Here is a 15,065-nt window from a genome sequence, read left to right on the forward strand (position 1 = left end):
TAGACGGTGGAGGCAATAGCGCATCCAGGGGAGAGCGATGACCTTTGCCGATACCACGCGCCTGAGCGACATCGAAACGTGCCCGATCCGGCCGTCGAGCCAGACGGAGGCCAGATCCGTTCTCTCCGACCTGAAGGACATCGCCCGTGACAACGCGGAGGTTGCCGCGCTGCTGGCATCGGAGAGTGTGCTCAAGGATTTCGTCGTCGCCGCGTTCACGCTGTCTCCCTATCTGCGGGATACGGCACGGGTCACGCCAGATTTTCTTTCACTCGCGATCAGCAAGCCATTGCTGCCGCTCATTCAAGAAGCGGTTTCCGCTGCGCGCCGGGCCTCGGATCCTTCGCTTCACGAAGACACGGGTGAGGCCGCGGTCATGGCGCGATTGCGTCAGGCCAAGCGCAAGGTCGCGTTCCTCACCGCCATGGCCGACCTCGGCCGGCTGATCGACGGCCGGCAGACCACCCGATTGCTCAGCGATCTTGCGGAGGCCGCCGTATCGGCCGCAGTTGACCACCTGCTGCTTTCGGCCGCGACGAGCGGAAAGCTGAAATTGCAGGACGCTGCGCGACCGAGCCAAGGCTCCGGGCTGATCGTGCTCGGCATGGGCAAGCTGGGCGCGGCCGAACTCAACTACTCCTCCGACATCGATCTCGTCGTCTTCTTCGACCCGCAGGCCGACGTGGTCGTGGACCGCAGCGAGGCGACGGAGACGTTCGCCCGGCTCGTTCGCCGGCTGATCCGGATCATGCAGGAACGGACGGCCGACGGCTATGTCTTCCGCACCGACCTGCGGCTGCGGCCGGACCCGGGCGCGACGCCACTGGCGATCTCGGTCGATTCCGCAATGCTCTATTACGAAGGGCGGGGGCAGAACTGGGAGCGGGCGGCCTTCATCAAGGCCAGGGCGATCGCGGGCGACCTCGATGCCGGCGCGCGATTCCTGCGGGAACTGACGCCCTTCGTCTTCCGCAAATACCTGGACTACGCGGCGATCGCCGACATCCATTCGATCAAGCGCCAGATCCATGTGCACAAGGGACATGGTGAGATCGCGGTCAAGGGGCACAACATCAAGCTCGGCCGGGGCGGCATTCGCGAGATCGAGTTTTTCGTGCAGACGCAGCAGCTGATCGCCGGCGGCCGGATGCCGGCATTGCGGCTGCGCGCGACCGAACCGATGCTCGTCGAACTTGCCAAGGCCAAGTGGATCGACGAAGCGACGTGCCAGGAACTGACCGAAGCCTACTGGTTCCTGCGTGACGTCGAGCACCGCGTCCAGATGGTGCGCGACGAGCAGACGCATCTCCTGCCGGATACCGAAAGCGAGCTGAAGCGCATCGCCTACATGATGGGCTTTGCCGGTACGGCGGATTTTTCCGCAGCGCTGGTGAACGTGCTGAAGACGGTCGAGCGGCGCTATGGCGCGTTGTTCGAGCAGGAGGCGAAGCTGTCGACCGACGGCGGCAACCTGGTCTTCACCGGCCAGCGCGACGATCCGGATACGCTGGAGACGCTGCGCAAGCTCGGCTTCCAGCGGCCCGAGGCGATCTCGCAGACCATTCGAACCTGGCACTACGGCCGCTACCGCGCCACGCAATCGGTAGAGGCCCGCGAGCGGCTGACGGAACTGACGCCCGATCTGTTGCGGGTGTTTGGCCAGAGTAAGCGGGCGGACGAGGCGTTGCTGCGTTTTGACCACTTCATCTCCGGCCTGCCGGCGGGGATCCAGCTCTTTTCGCTGCTCGGCAACAACCCGCGCCTGCTGTCGCTGATCGTCAACATCATGTCCTCGGCGCCGCGGCTGGCGGAGATCATCGCCGCCCGGCCGCATGTGTTCGACGGCATGCTCGACCCGACGCTTTTGGCCGAGTTGCCGACGCGCAGCTATCTGGCGGATCGCATCAGGGGGTTCGTCGCCGGCGCCCGACACTACGAGGACATCCTGGACCGGCTGCGCATCATTGCCGCCGAACAGCGTTTCCTCATCGGCATCCGCCTTCTGACCGGCGCCATTGGCGGGCGGCAGGCCGCGCGCGCCTTCACCCACGTGGCCGACCTGATCGTCGAGGCCGCACTGGACGCGGTGAAACGCGAAATCGAGGCGGCGCACGGGACCTTTCCGGGCGGGCGGGTCGCTGTGGTCGGCATGGGCAAGCTCGGCAGCTTCGAGTTGACCGACGGATCCGACGTCGATCTGATCCTGCTCTATGACTACGACGGATCGGCCGCGACGGAATCGCTTGGCCCCAAGCCGCTCGACGCCACCCGCTACTACGCCCGGATGACCCAACGGCTGATCTCGGCGCTGTCGGCGCCCACATCGGAAGGCGTGCTCTACGAGGTGGACATGCGGCTCAGGCCCTCCGGCAACAAGGGGCCGGTCGCGACCCGCATCGCCTCCTTTGCCAAGTATCAGGAAGAGGAGGCCTGGACCTGGGAGCATATGGCGCTGACGCGAGCCCGCGTCGTCTGTGGCGACGGAGACCTGGCGAAGGAGGCTCGCTCGACGATCCGCGGCATCCTTGACCGAAAGCGCAATGTTGTCGCGATCGCCAAGGACGTGGCCGAGATGCGCGCCCTGATCGAGGAAGAAAAGGCGCCGAAGGACATCTGGGACCTGAAGCTGATCCCCGGCGGCCTGGTGGACATCGAGTTCATCGCGCAGTTCCTGATACTGGCAGCGCCGGCGCGCGGTGTCGGCCTGCCGGAACAGGCGCTTCCGACCGCAGAGGTGCTCTCCCTCGTTGCCGGCGGGCAGATGGATGTCAATGACGTCGGGACCCTCGAGCAGGCGCTGCGGCTTTATACGGAGATCTCCCAAATCGTGCGCCTCTGCATCGACGGCCCGTTCGATCCGAAGGAGGCGCCGGCGGGGCTGATCGATCTTGTCTGCCGGGCTGGCGACAGCCCGGACCTGCGCACGCTCGAAAGTGAGATCCGCCGGTTGGCGAAGGCCGTGCGACGGATCTTCCAGGCGACGATCACCGGCTAAGTCACCGTCAACAAGCCGGAATGAACCTCAGGCGCGGGCCCTGCAAGGCAGGCTCACGCCCTCCCGGTCGGGTATGCGCACGGAGATGATCGTGCCCTTGCCCTCCTCGGAGAAGATGCGCATGCTTCCGCCGTGCAAACGGGTCAGCGATCGGGAAATGGCGAGCCCGAGGCCCGAACCGCCCTTGCTCTTGGCGTACTGGCTCTGCACCTGCTCGAACGGCTGGCCGATCTTGGCGAGGGCGGCCTTGGGGATGCCGATACCGGTGTCGGCGATCGTGACCGTGACCGCGCCGTCGCGCTTCTGTGCCCGCACCCTGACCCTGCCGCCGTCATTGGTGAACTTCATGGCGTTGGAGAGCAGGTTGAGCAGGATCTGCTTCATCGCCCGCCGGTCGGCAATCAGCGCAAGGCCAGACGAGACCTGCTGCTCGACACGGATGTTCTTCTGTTGTGCCTGTACGGTCGTGAGGCGCAGGGTCTCTTCGACCAGCGGCGCCAGGTCGATGGCTTCGCAACTGATGCGCATGTGACCCGCCTCGATCTTGGACATGTCGAGGATGTCGGTGATGACGTTCAGCAGATGTCGGCCGCTTTCATGGATATCGCGGACGTACTCGTCGTACTTCTCCGAGCCGAGCGGTCCGAACATCTGGTTCTGCAGGATCTCCGAGAAGCCGAGGATCGCGTTCAGCGGTGTGCGCAATTCGTGCGACATGTTGGCGAGGAACTCGGATTTTGCCCGGTTCGCGGCCTCCGCGCGCTCCTTCTCGGCCTGGTAGTTGGCGTTGGCCACCGAAAGCTCCGACGCCTGTCTTTCAAGCTTGGCGCGCGAGGCGGAGAGATCGCCGATGGTGGCGACCAGACGGCGCTCGGATTCGCGCAGGCGCACCTGATGGCGCTTGATCATGGTGATGTCGGTGCCGACCGCGACAAGGCCGCCGTCGCGCGTGCGCCGCTCGTTTACCTGCAGCCAGCGCTCGTCGGCAAGCTGGACCTCGGACGTCTGGGAACTGTTGCTGCCGTTGGTTTCGACGATCCGGCGGGCAATCACCGGGCGGGCGGCCGCTGCGAGCACGACGATGCGTTCCGTACCCGGGACCAGCACCTCATCCGGCAAGCCGTAGGCCTGCTGATAGTGCGCGTTGCACATGACGAGGCGATCGTCCTTGTCCCAGAGGACAAATGCTTCCGAGGTGCACTCGATCGCGACCGCGAGCCGCTGATCGGCCTCCTGATAGCGTTGGGCGAGCCGGTGCTGCTCGGTCACGTCCATGGCGATGCCGATCATGTGCGTGCGGCCGGAGGCCATGCGGATCAGTTGCGCACGGGCGCGAAGCCAGACGTAGTGTCCATCGGCGTGGCGCATGCGAAACACCTGGTCGACCTGCCGCGCCTCGCCCTTCGCCACTGCGCGGGCAACCTGGTAAATGCCGTCGTCGTCCGGATGCATCAACCTGGCCGCATCGCCAAAGGACAGGTAGTTGTCGCGCGGCGTCATGCCCAGCATTTCGTACATGGAGCGCGACCAGAACAGCCGCCGGCCGGACAGGTCGAAGTCCCACAGCCCGGATCGGCCGCGCGCAAGGGCGGTCTCGACCCGCAGGTTGGACTCGGCGAAGATCGCATCGGCCTCGCGCGCACGCTTCGATTGCAGGAAATAGGCATAGAGGATGAAGCCGAGGATGGCCGATATTCCGGCAAAGAGCGTGACGTTCAGGGACAGCTCGCTGCGCCACTGCGCCTCGACGCCGTCGAGCGGGCTGGCGACGAGCGCGTAGCCGCCACCCCTGGAGCCGCCGTCGACGATCGAGACATAGTGCTCGACATCGCCGATGCGGGCCTGCATCACCCCCGACTGCTCGCCGAAATACTGCGTGGCGGCAACGTCGGGCGCGATCCGTGCGACCGACATGCCGACAAAGCCGGCGCCGGAAAGCGAGCTGGCGAAGATGCGGCCGTTCTTCTGGACGAACAGCACCAGCGCGCCCTCGGGAAGCCGGTCTTGCGGCAGGTGCGCCGTGAGCACACGCTCGACCTGATTGCGCTGGCCTTCGGAGATCAGGGCGCCGTTGTCGGTGGAAAACAGCGCGCCGACGGCGGCAGCCATCAGCGCCGTGCTGTCGCGGACGCCGGAATCCATGCGCTGATGCTCCAGCAGAATGCCGGCCAGCCGTGAAATACCCACGACCAGCAGGAAGGCAACGATCAGGATCGGGATCGAGCGCTTGAGAACCGGCTCCGCGCGCGACAGGCGCAAGGTCGCCGGACCCGCGAAGATCCGGGCATGACCCGCCGGATTCTCGTCCCAGGCCGCCACGCCTGGAAATTTGAGACGAATCCGCCCCTCGGCTGCGCGTCCCCGTTGCGCGTCCGCCATATCCAACACCCTGTTCCGTCTTGGTGATTCGGAAAATCGCCCGTCCGAATCTAAGCTAATGAATCATTCGCGATTCGCCTTGTCCAGAGGAAAGGTAAGGGTTTCTTAACCAGTTTTGAGGGTTGAGAAATCATAGTCCGGCGACGCAATCCGGCGCCGGGCGGCTGGCCTTGAGTGTTCGGGCCGGTTTTCAGCCGTTCAGCATCCGCTCGACGATGTCGGCGACGTCGGCGGAAAGCTTCTCGCCGGCTGCAATCCGCCGCAACGCGTTCAGCGCATGCTCGGCACGCACGCCCTCCAGCGAGCGCCAGGAGCGCATCGATGTGAGGATGCGGGCGGCCAGTTGCGGGTTCTTCGGATCGATCTGAAGGATCTGCGACGCGAGGAAGCGGTAGCCTTCGCCGTCGAGGCGATTGAAGCCGGTCGGATTGGAGAAGGCAAAGGTGCCGACCAGTGCGCGCACGCGGTTGGGGTTGGCCGCGTTGAAATGCGGGCTCTGCATCAACTGCTGCACCCGACCCAATGCGCCCTCGCCAGGTATCGTCGCCTGGATGGCGAACCACTTGTCGAGGACGAGTGCGTTCTCGGCGAAACGCGCGCGGAAGGTCTCCAGCGCCGCCTGCGTTTCCTCCGCTTCCGGAAAGCGATGGGCGAGGACGCCGAGCGCGGCGCTGAGATCCGTCATGTTGTCTGAGTCGGCAAAGGCTTGTGCGGCACGGGCCGGCTGGCCGTCGGCGATCGCGAGAAAGGGCAGGGCGGCATTGCGAAGCGCCCGACGGCCTGCACTTGCGGCATCCGGCGTGAAGCTGCCCTTACCGTCGTGGCGCTCGAAGAGCGTTGCGAACAGCGCTTTGCCTTCGCTCGCCAGGAAGGCGAGAACGGCCTCGCGGCCGGCACGGATCGCGTCGGGATCGTTGTTGCTGCCGAGTTCGCGCGCAATGTCCGCCTCGCTCGGCAGCGCCAGGATCTGGGCGCGAAACGCCGGCTCCAACGTCTCGTCTGCGGCGATCTCGATGAGCGTGTCGGACAGAAGCGAATTCACGGCGATGGCGGTACCAGCGCGCGCGTTGCGCGACGCCTCCACCAGGTTCGGCAGCGCGAGGTCGTTCAGCGCCTGCCAGCGCGCGAACAGATCGCGGTCGTGCCGGGCGATGTGGGCGAGGTCTGCGGGTGTGCGTTCGAAGTGCAGGTTGATCGGGGCAGAGAAGTCACGATTGAGGGTGACGACCGGCCGGGCGTCGAGGCCGGTGACAGTGGCGACCTGCTTGCGCTTGGTCAGGTGCAGGACGTCGCCGGTGACTTCGACGCCGTCGATCGAGGCCGGCGTCGCTTCGCTTCCGTCGGGAAGAAGAAGCCCGAAGCGCAGCGGGATGTGCATCGGTTCCTTGGCGGATTGTCCCGGCGTCGGCGGTACCATCTGCTCAAGCGCCAGCGTGAAGGTTCCCTTTGCTTGGTCGAAGGCGCTGCTGACGGTGACGAGAGGCGTCCCCGCCTGATGGTACCAGAGCGAAAACTGGCCGAGGTCGCGGCCGCTGGCGTCCTCGAAGCACTTGACGAAGTCCTCTATCGTCGCCGCGTCTCCGTCATGGCGCTCGAAATAGAGGTCCATGCCCTTCTTGAAGAGGTCGCGCCCGAGGATGGTCGCGATCATGCGCGTGACCTCGGCTCCCTTCTCGTAGACCGTCGTGGTGTAGAAGTTGTTGATTTCGCGATACTTCGTCGGCCGTACCGGATGGGCCAGGGGGCCGGCGTCCTCGGGGAACTGTTCCGACTTCAGGTGCCGTACCTCGGCGACGCGCTTGACGGCGCGCGAGCGCTGGTCGGCGGAAAACTCATGATCGCGATAGACCGTCAGCCCTTCCTTCAGGCACAGCTGGAACCAGTCACGGCAGGTGATGCGGTTGCCCGTCCAGTTGTGGAAGTACTCGTGCGCGATGATTGCCTCGATGTTGGCATAGTCGGCATCGGTCGCCGTTTCCGGGTCGGCAAGCACGTACTTGTCGTTGAAGACGTTAAGCCCCTTGTTCTCCATCGCCCCCATGTTGAAGTCCGAAACGGCGACCACCATGAAGATGTCGAGGTCGTACTCGCGGCTGAACACCTCTTCGTCCCACTTCATCGAGCGCTTGAGGGCGTCCATCGCGTAAGCCGCGCGTGGCTCCTTGCCGTGCTCGACATAGATCTTCAGCGCGACTTCGCGACCGGACATGGTCGTGAACGTGTCCTCGACGACGCCGAGATCGCCGGCGACGAGGGCGAAGAGATAGCTGGGTTTTGGATGCGGGTCGAACCAGGCGGCGAAATGCTTGCCCTCGCCATAGCCCGCGCCGCCAAGGAAGTTGCCGTTCGACAAGAGCAGCGGGCAGCTTTCCTTGTCGGCGATGATGTTGACCGTGTAGACGCAGAGCACATCCGGTCGGTCGTAGAAATAGGTGATGCGGCGGAACCCCTCGGCCTCGCACTGGGTGCAATAGATGCCGTTCGTCCGATAAAGGCCCATGAGCTGGGTGTTTGCTTCCGGGTTGATGACCGTGTCGACGGTGATCTCGAAGGCGGCTGTTTCCGGCAGTTCGCGGATCGTCAGCGTATCGTTGTCTTCGGTGAACCGTCCCGGCTCCATGGGCATGCCGTCGAACAGCAGGCCGGTCATTTTCAGTTCGTCGCCGTCAAGGACCAGCGGAGCATCGACAGCGGCGCCTTCCCGCCGATGGAACAGCATGCGCGATGTGCACTTGGTTTCGGTCGGATCGAGTTCGAAGGTGAGGTCGACGCGTTCAAGAACGAAGTCTGTCGGGCGGTAGTCTGTCAGATGGATGATCCGGCCGCTCTCAGTGCGCATGGTATGTCCTGTTCGTGTCCTTTTACTCTGTCCCGTTTTAACGCAATTGGACCAGGGGAAAAGGACGGATTGGTCTTTGGCTCGCACTTTTGATATTGGTTGTGGCTTAACATCTCATTGCCACACGCGCGGGTGTTCCTTTCATTTTGAGGAATATTGCCGTGGCGCCTCTCGACATTTTGCGAGGGTGACCTAACCTTTGCACGAGGCGGCGGCGCACGCGACCGCTTGTGGTAAACCTCAGGAATACGACCGGCATGACGATCGCTACACCGAAATTCGGAGTGGGGGCTTCCGCGTTGCGCAAGGAAGACCTTCCGCTGCTCAAGGGCGAGGGGTGCTATACCGGCGACATCGCGCGCCCGGGTGAATTGCGCGGGTTTGTCCTGCGTTCGCCGCATGCGGTCGCGATGTTCAAGATCATGTCGCTGGACGCCGCACGCGTAGCGCCCGGCATCCGCCTGATCCTGACGGCGGAAGACATACCCGAGCTTGGCGACGTGCCGTGTCTTGCCCGGGTCGTCCAGCCGGACGGCAGCAAACACCAGGTACGCAATGCCCCCGTGCTCTGCCGCGACCGCGTCCGCCACGTCGGCGATGCCGTGGCCTTCATCGTCGCCGATACGCAGGACCAGGCCGAGGACGCGGCGGAACTGATCGAGATCGACTGGCAGATGGAGGAGGCAAACGTTTCGCTCCGGGGGGCCGCCGAGGGCGAGGGCGTGCCATTGGTATGGCCGGAACTCGGCTCCAATCTGGTCTACGAGCATCAGACCGGCGACCCGGCGCCGGTGGCGGAGGCGTTTGCGAAGGCAAACCGGGTCACCGAGATCGCGCTCGTCAACAACCGTCTCGTCGCCAACTACATGGAGCCGCGCGCGGCGCTCGGTGAATGGGACGCGGCAAGCCAGAGCTTCACGCTGACATGCGGATCGCAGGGCGTGCATGGGGTGCGCAGTTCGCTCGCCGGGCACGTTTTCCGCATGCCGGCCGAGAAGATCCGCGTCGTCACCCCGGACGTCGGCGGCGGCTTCGGCACCAAGGCGTTCAATTATCGCGAGTATCCGCTGGTCCTGGAGGCGGCCCGCCGGCTCGGGCGGCCGGTGAAATGGGTCGGCAGCCGCGCCGAGCATTTTCTGGCGGATTCGCATGGGCGCGACAGCATCGTGCATGCCGCCGCGGCCATGGACGAGCGCGGCAAGATCACGGCGCTGCGCATCCGGATGGATGCGAGCATGGGCGCCTATCTCTCGCAGTACGGACCGATGATCCCGACGATGGCGGCGATCATGGCAACGGGCGTCTACGACATTCCCTTGCTCGACATGCACATCCGCGCCTTCTACACCAACACCACGCCCGTCGACGCCTATCGCGGCGCGGGGCGGCCCGAGGCGGCCTATGCAATCGAGCGGCTGGTGGACAAGGCAGCGCGCGAAAGCGGCCTGTCGCCGGCGGAGTTTCGGCGCCGCAACTTCATCCGGCCGGAAAAGTTCCCCTACAGGACCCAGGGCGGACGGCTCTATGACGTCGGCGAATTCGATGGTCACATGACCAAGGCGATGGAACTGGCCGACTGGGACGGCTTTGCCGTGCGCGCTGCAAAGAGCGCCGAAAGAGGATTGATCCGCGGAATCGGCATGTCGACCTATGTCGAGGCCTGCGCTTTCGCCGGCTCGGAGCCCGCCAAGCTGAAGCTGAACGAGGACGGCACGATCACGCTCTTCATCGGCACGCAGACGAACGGGCAGGGGCATGCCACCGCCTACAGCCAGTTCATCGCCGACAAGATCGGCATCGACTTCGACAAGATCATCGTCCGCCAGGGTGATACGGCCGAACTGGACAGGGGCGGGGGAACCGGCGGCTCGCGTTCGATTCCGCTTGGCGGCGTTTCCGTTGCCGCCGCCAGCGACGGCCTCGCCGAAAAGATGAAGCGCATCGCCGGCGACGAGTTGGAGGCTGCGGTCGACGACATCGAACTGGTCGCGGGCGAGGCGCGCGTTGTCGGCACGGACCAGTCGTTGAACTTCGCCGGGATAGCGGCTGCGGCGAAATCGCAGGACGACCTGATCGCCGTGTCCGACATCGTGCAGGACGAGGCGACCTATCCGAACGGCACCCATATCGTCGAAGTCGAGATCGATCCCGACACCGGTCGTGTCGATATCGTCAACTATCAGGTTGTCGACGATTTCGGCGTGACGGTGAATCCCGTCCTTCTGCTGGGGCAAGTGCATGGCGGCATTGTCCAGGGCATCGGCCAGTGCCTGAACGAGGAGACGGTCTATTCGCCCGACGGCCAACTGCTGACGGCGACGCTGATGGACTACGGCCTGCCGCGCGCCCAGGACCTGCCGTTCTTCCACTTCGACACCCGCAACGTCCCCTCTACGACGAATGCGCTCGGCATAAAGGGGGCAGGCGAGGCGGCGACGATCGGGTCGTGTCCCGCGGTGATGAACGCGGTCGTGGACGCGCTCTTCCGGGCGCGCGGCATCGACCACATCGACATGCCGGCGACGCCGCAGAAGGTCTGGCAGGCGCTGAACGGTGGTTGATGCGGCTGTCCCGAGCAGCCCTGACAGTGAGAGGACCGGAACGTTCGGCCATCAAAAGCTGTGCTGCCGCATCACGAAGATTGATCGCACTTTCGCCGGATAGGGCGCTACTATCGCGCCAACCGATTTGCCAGCCCGTCCCGAGGCCGTCCGGCGTCGCTGCCGCGGTCGTGAGTGAAAGTCCGTCCTTCCCATGGAATTCGCCGAACAGCAGCCGATGAAGGCGATCTTCCTGAAGGTCTCCTCCGTCGTGATCTTCGTCTGCATGTCGACGCTCATCAAGGCGGCCGGCAAGGACATCACGACCGGCCAGATCACCTTTTACCGGTCCGCCTTCGCCATGGTGCCGATCGTGGTGTTTCTCGCGGCGCGCGGCGAGCTTTTCCAGTCCTTCCGCACGCGGAACCTGCGAGGCCATCTGGCGCGCGGCTTTGTCGGCATCGTCTCGATGAGCTTCGGCTTTTACGGCCTCGTCCACCTGCCGCTGCCCGAGGCGATTGCGATCGGCTATGCCATGCCGCTGATTGCGGTGATGATTGCAGCGCTCTTCCTCAAGGAAACGGTCGGGATCTATCGCTGGTCGGCGGTGCTGGTCGGCTTGCTCGGGGTCTCGATCATCACCTTTCCACGCCTGACGCTGTTCGGCGAGGGCGGGGTCGGAATGGCCGAAGCCCTCGGAGCGGTGGCCGTTCTTGCCTCAGCGACGCTCGGTGCCATTGCGATGGTCCTCGTGCGCAAACTGGTCCAGACGGAGAAGACGCCGACGATCGTGCTCTATTTCTCCCTGTCGGCCGCCGTCTTCTCGTTGGCGACGCTGCCCTTCGGCTGGGTCGAGCTCAGCGCAAAGGCGCTGACGCTGCTGGCGCTCGCCGGGTTCTGCGGCGGCGTCGCGCAGTTGCTGCTGACGGCAAGCTACCGCTACGCCGACGTCTCCACCATCGCCCCGTTCGAATACACGTCGATCGTGCTGGGCATGCTGTTCGGCTACTTGCTTTTCGACGACATTCCCACGCTGACGATGCTGGTCGGCACAATCATCGTGATTGCCGCGGGCATCTTCATCATCGCCCGCGAACACCGGCTCGGCCTGCAGAGAAAGGCCGCCCGCCGTCACCTGACGCCGCAAGGCTAGCAGAGACCGCTGTCCCCTCGAGGCTGCCGAGCCTGGTTAGACCTTGGACCACTGCGGCGTTGTCGTATCCGCCACGACGTCGCTCGTCCCCTCGGCCGCAGACGCCACCACAGTGGCCTCCGCGCCGACCGGCTGCACCGGCATCGCGCGAAAATCGGTCTTCGCCACCAGGCCGCTCGCCGCATCGCGGCGCATGATCCGCCATGCGGCATAGCCGCCGTAGAGCGCGAAACAGAGGGTGAAGACGGCAAACAGCGAACTGGGCCCGAAGCGGTCCATGACCGGCCCGACCATCAGCGGGCCGGAGATGGTGCCCACCCCATAGACGATCATCATGCCGGAGTTGACCTCGACGTATTCGTCCGGCTGGGCGAGATCGTTCGCATGCGCCACGTTCAGCGCATAGATCGGGAAGAGCACCGACCCGACCGCTGCCGCCATGACATAGAGCACCGTCGGCGAACTGCCCTGGGCGGCGATCATGGCGAGGCAGGAGACGACACCGACGAGGCCGCAAAAGACCATCACCACGCGCCGGTCCACGCGGTCCGATGCGCGGCCGATCGGGATCTGCGACAGCGCGCTGCCGACGAGAACGGCGGCAAGCAGGGTCGCGCCCTGGGCGGTCGTCAGGCCGATCCGCTGGGTGAAGACGCCGCCGAGGTTGAGCCAGCCGCCGGACAGCGCGCCCGCCAGGAAGGCGCCGACGACGGCAACGGGGGAACGCCTGTAGAGCTTGAGCACGTTGAAGCGTGCCTGGGTGGGGGGCGCGGGCAGCGGCGAGGAGGTCAGGGCCGTCGGAAGCAGCGAGACGGAAAAAATGATGGCGCAGAGGATGAACAGCGACGTGTTGGTGGGATCGCCGAGCGGCACCAGATACTGGCCGCCTATGCCGCCGACCATGGTGGTCATCACGTAAAGCGAGAAGACCGAGGCGCGGTTCTCGTTCGTCACCCGTTCGTTCAGCCAGCTCTCAATGATGAGGTAGCTGCCGGAAATGGCAAAGCCAGAGATGGCGCGAAACAGCATCCAGGCACGCCAGTCCACCACCAGCGAGCAGAGCAGGATGGCGATCGACAGCAGCGTGACCAGCGCCACGAAGACGCGAACATGGCCGACGGCGAGGACGAATTTCGGCGTGACGATGCACGAGACGGTGAAGCCGAGCGTATAACCGGTGGCGATCCAGGTGATCGTCTGGGTCGACCAGCCCTCCGCCACCGAGCGGACGGGAATGACATAGCTCTGCAACCCGAACGCCACCATCATCAAGAGCGTGGACAACAGGAGGCTCACGAAGGGGACGAGGCTCTTCAGCATGTCTTTCCGCAGGAAGGGGCGCACGCCGGGATGGCGTGGACGGACAGGGCGAGTGTGGCTGTAACCAAGCGCGGTGGCGCCGTCCATTGCGACAAACACTGGCGCAAAGAAGGGAGCGCCGAACTGCTGCTCGGGCCGCTGGGCTTTTCGCGGTCGTCCCTCCTCGTCACCCTGGACTTGGGGTCCAGCCGCGCCGTGTCTGCGGCGCGATCGAGTCGCTTGCGCTCAGTGACTTGAGGGCACTGGATGCCGAACCAAGTCCGGAATGACGGAAGAACGGTCGGTGCAGGACGTTGTCGGCAAGAAGGGGCGCCGAAGCCCCCCTGCGTTGCATGGTCGCCGGCGTCGTCGGTCAGTTCGGCAGGAATGCCTTGAGCGGATCGCGCCGCTGGGCCGCATCGGGCGGCAGCGACGCGAGCACATTGTATTCGCGTGCGGCGTTCACCGCGGTGCGAATGTCCTGGAGGTCGGAGATGAGTTTGCGCAGTCTTGTCATTGCACGGCCCCGGTCCGGTATCATCGAAGGCGCGCCGGATTGGGACGCCCGTGGCGAATTCGCGGCTCAGCGCTGGACGAGGTCGGCGTAGATGCTGGCGGGTCGATCGATGCGGGCGTAGCCGGAGGCCGTCAGCTGTTCAACAGCCGGAGCGCGCAAGCCGCCGAAACCATTGGCCGGACGGAAGCCGACATAGCGCAGCGTCTCGAAGCTCGAATGGATGGGGCGAAGGCGGGCGGTCATGATTTATATCCTTAAACTGTCCTCCCTGGCCCTATATCGCAATGCAGCATTGCTTTTGCAATGCGACATTGCGCCCGGCTGATATGCGCAATTCTCACGGCTTTGGTCATCTCCGGTTCATCGAACGTGCGAATCGAACCGCCCGGTTGCGTTCGAGGAAACCGTCACGAAATGGTGGAACCGGCACCGCTCTTTGTCACCCGGGGTGGGCGGACGATGCGAGCCCTGCGCGGAAAGCGAGCAGGTCCTGCCAGGCAAGGCGTTTGCTGATGGGGGCTGCGGCCAGATCCTGCGGGTGCAGGGTGGCAAATGCCGGGATCGTTCGTCCACCAACGACAACCTGGCGCCATTCGCCGCGAAGCTGGTGGATCGTCTGCGTGCCGCCGAAGAAAAAGCGGGCGGCGAAATTGCCAAGGATCAACAGGCAATTCGGCTCGACCAGCTCGATCTGACGCTCGATGAACGGCCGGCAGATGTCGCTTTCCGGTGCCGACGGCACGCGGTTGCCGGGCGGGCGCCAGGGGATGACATTGGTGAGGACAACGTCGGCGCGGCTCAGGCCGATGCCGCCGAGCATCCGGTCCAGCATCGCGCCCTGACGCCCGGAGAAGGGCAGCCCCTCGCGATCGTCATCGGCATTGGGCATCGGGCCGATCACCATGACCGCCGGCCGCGGATTGCCTTCGGCGAAGACGAGGCCGCGCGCGCTGTTCTTCAGGTTGCAGCCGGTAAAGGCGTCCATGGCCGACTTCAGTTCGGCGAGCGAGCGGGCGCTGCTTGCGACAAAGGCGGCGTCGGCGACGGCCTGGCTGTCCGGGATGGCGACAGCGGGTGCGGCCGGCGTCGCCGCGCGCGTTGCCGGCTGTGAACCGCTGCGGGAGGCGTTGGTGGTTTGCCTGTTCGATCCGCTTTCGGAACGAGCGGCCGTGTCGCCCGCGCCTTGTCGCGCCGCATGCGCGGCGCGCATCGCCTCGAATTCCGCGATCCGGTCGATCGGCGTTTCTTCGAGCAGCCACTCCACGCCCGCCTCGGCGTGAAACGCGAGCAGGGCGGCCAGTTCGGCGGCGTCGAGGTCTGAAGCGGAGATCATCCTCTAGCCA

Annotated in this window: 9 protein-coding genes; 3 read left to right on the forward strand and 6 right to left on the reverse strand. The window is 64.9% G+C overall.

The annotated features are described in order from the left end of the window. The first annotated feature begins 37 nt into the window (after positions 1-37). On the forward strand, positions 38-2,995 hold the full coding sequence (locus JNC62_RS02355) for a bifunctional [glutamine synthetase] adenylyltransferase/[glutamine synthetase]-adenylyl-L-tyrosine phosphorylase (RefSeq protein ID WP_374835557.1): 2,958 nt from the start codon (positions 38-40) through the stop codon (positions 2,993-2,995). A gap of 27 nt (positions 2,996-3,022) precedes the next feature. On the opposite strand, the gene JNC62_RS02360 is transcribed toward JNC62_RS02355, so the two are convergent. Both JNC62_RS02360 and pepN read right to left on the reverse strand, forming a co-directional pair. Continuing rightward, positions 3,023-5,374 (reverse strand): PAS domain-containing sensor histidine kinase, encoded by a 2,352-nt coding sequence (locus JNC62_RS02360; protein WP_374835558.1) that lies wholly within the window; start codon positions 5,372-5,374, stop codon positions 3,023-3,025. 190 nt (positions 5,375-5,564) lie between these two features. Then, entirely contained in the window at positions 5,565-8,213 is a 2,649-nt protein-coding gene (pepN, locus tag JNC62_RS02365) for an aminopeptidase N (protein ID WP_374835560.1), read from the reverse strand. Positions 8,214-8,470: 257 nt separating this feature from the next. Here pepN and JNC62_RS02370 point away from each other — a divergent pair, with 257 nt between their 5' ends. Continuing rightward, positions 8,471-10,774: a xanthine dehydrogenase family protein molybdopterin-binding subunit gene (locus JNC62_RS02370; protein ID WP_374835562.1), complete on the forward strand. Its 2,304-nt coding sequence runs from the start codon at positions 8,471-8,473 to the stop codon at positions 10,772-10,774. 193 nt (positions 10,775-10,967) lie between these two features. Next, positions 10,968-11,906, forward strand: coding sequence for a DMT family transporter (locus JNC62_RS02375; RefSeq protein ID WP_374835564.1), 939 nt, complete (start codon positions 10,968-10,970; stop codon positions 11,904-11,906). A gap of 36 nt (positions 11,907-11,942) precedes the next feature. Here JNC62_RS02375 and JNC62_RS02380 read toward each other — a convergent pair whose 3' ends face one another. From JNC62_RS02380 to JNC62_RS02395, 4 genes are all read right to left on the reverse strand, one after another. Next, the gene (locus JNC62_RS02380; protein WP_374835565.1) at positions 11,943-13,226 is read right to left on the reverse strand and encodes an MFS transporter; all 1,284 of its coding nucleotides are present in this window, start codon (positions 13,224-13,226) and stop codon (positions 11,943-11,945) included. Positions 13,227-13,578: 352 nt separating this feature from the next. Further along, positions 13,579-13,722 (reverse strand): hypothetical protein, encoded by a 144-nt coding sequence (locus tag JNC62_RS02385; protein ID WP_374835567.1) that lies wholly within the window; start codon positions 13,720-13,722, stop codon positions 13,579-13,581. A gap of 66 nt (positions 13,723-13,788) precedes the next feature. Beyond that, positions 13,789-13,965: a hypothetical protein gene (locus tag JNC62_RS02390; protein ID WP_374835568.1), complete on the reverse strand. Its 177-nt coding sequence runs from the start codon at positions 13,963-13,965 to the stop codon at positions 13,789-13,791. Positions 13,966-14,161: 196 nt separating this feature from the next. Then, positions 14,162-15,055, reverse strand: a complete 894-nt coding sequence (locus tag JNC62_RS02395) for a uracil-DNA glycosylase (RefSeq protein ID WP_374835570.1) — start codon at positions 15,053-15,055, stop codon at positions 14,162-14,164. Positions 15,056-15,065 lie beyond the last annotated feature (10 nt).

This window comes from Mycoplana ramosa, from assembly GCF_041930185.1.
Classification (GTDB): Bacteria; Pseudomonadota; Alphaproteobacteria; order Rhizobiales; family Rhizobiaceae; genus Mycoplana; species Mycoplana ramosa.

Excerpts from the sequence above, each read along its gene's own strand:
- JNC62_RS02355 (WP_374835557.1), top strand. The coding sequence starts at position 38 with ATGACCTTTGCCGATACCACGCGCCTGAGCGACATCGAAACGTGCCCG.
- JNC62_RS02360 (WP_374835558.1), bottom strand. The coding sequence starts at position 5,374 with ATGGCGGACGCGCAACGGGGACGCGCAGCCGAGGGGCGGATTCGTCTC.
- pepN (WP_374835560.1), bottom strand. The coding sequence starts at position 8,213 with ATGCGCACTGAGAGCGGCCGGATCATCCATCTGACAGACTACCGCCCG.
- JNC62_RS02370 (WP_374835562.1), top strand. The coding sequence starts at position 8,471 with ATGACGATCGCTACACCGAAATTCGGAGTGGGGGCTTCCGCGTTGCGC.
- JNC62_RS02375 (WP_374835564.1), top strand. The coding sequence starts at position 10,968 with ATGGAATTCGCCGAACAGCAGCCGATGAAGGCGATCTTCCTGAAGGTC.
- JNC62_RS02380 (WP_374835565.1), bottom strand. The coding sequence starts at position 13,226 with ATGCTGAAGAGCCTCGTCCCCTTCGTGAGCCTCCTGTTGTCCACGCTC.
- JNC62_RS02385 (WP_374835567.1), bottom strand. The coding sequence starts at position 13,722 with ATGACAAGACTGCGCAAACTCATCTCCGACCTCCAGGACATTCGCACC.
- JNC62_RS02390 (WP_374835568.1), bottom strand. The coding sequence starts at position 13,965 with ATGACCGCCCGCCTTCGCCCCATCCATTCGAGCTTCGAGACGCTGCGC.
- JNC62_RS02395 (WP_374835570.1), bottom strand. The coding sequence starts at position 15,055 with ATGATCTCCGCTTCAGACCTCGACGCCGCCGAACTGGCCGCCCTGCTC.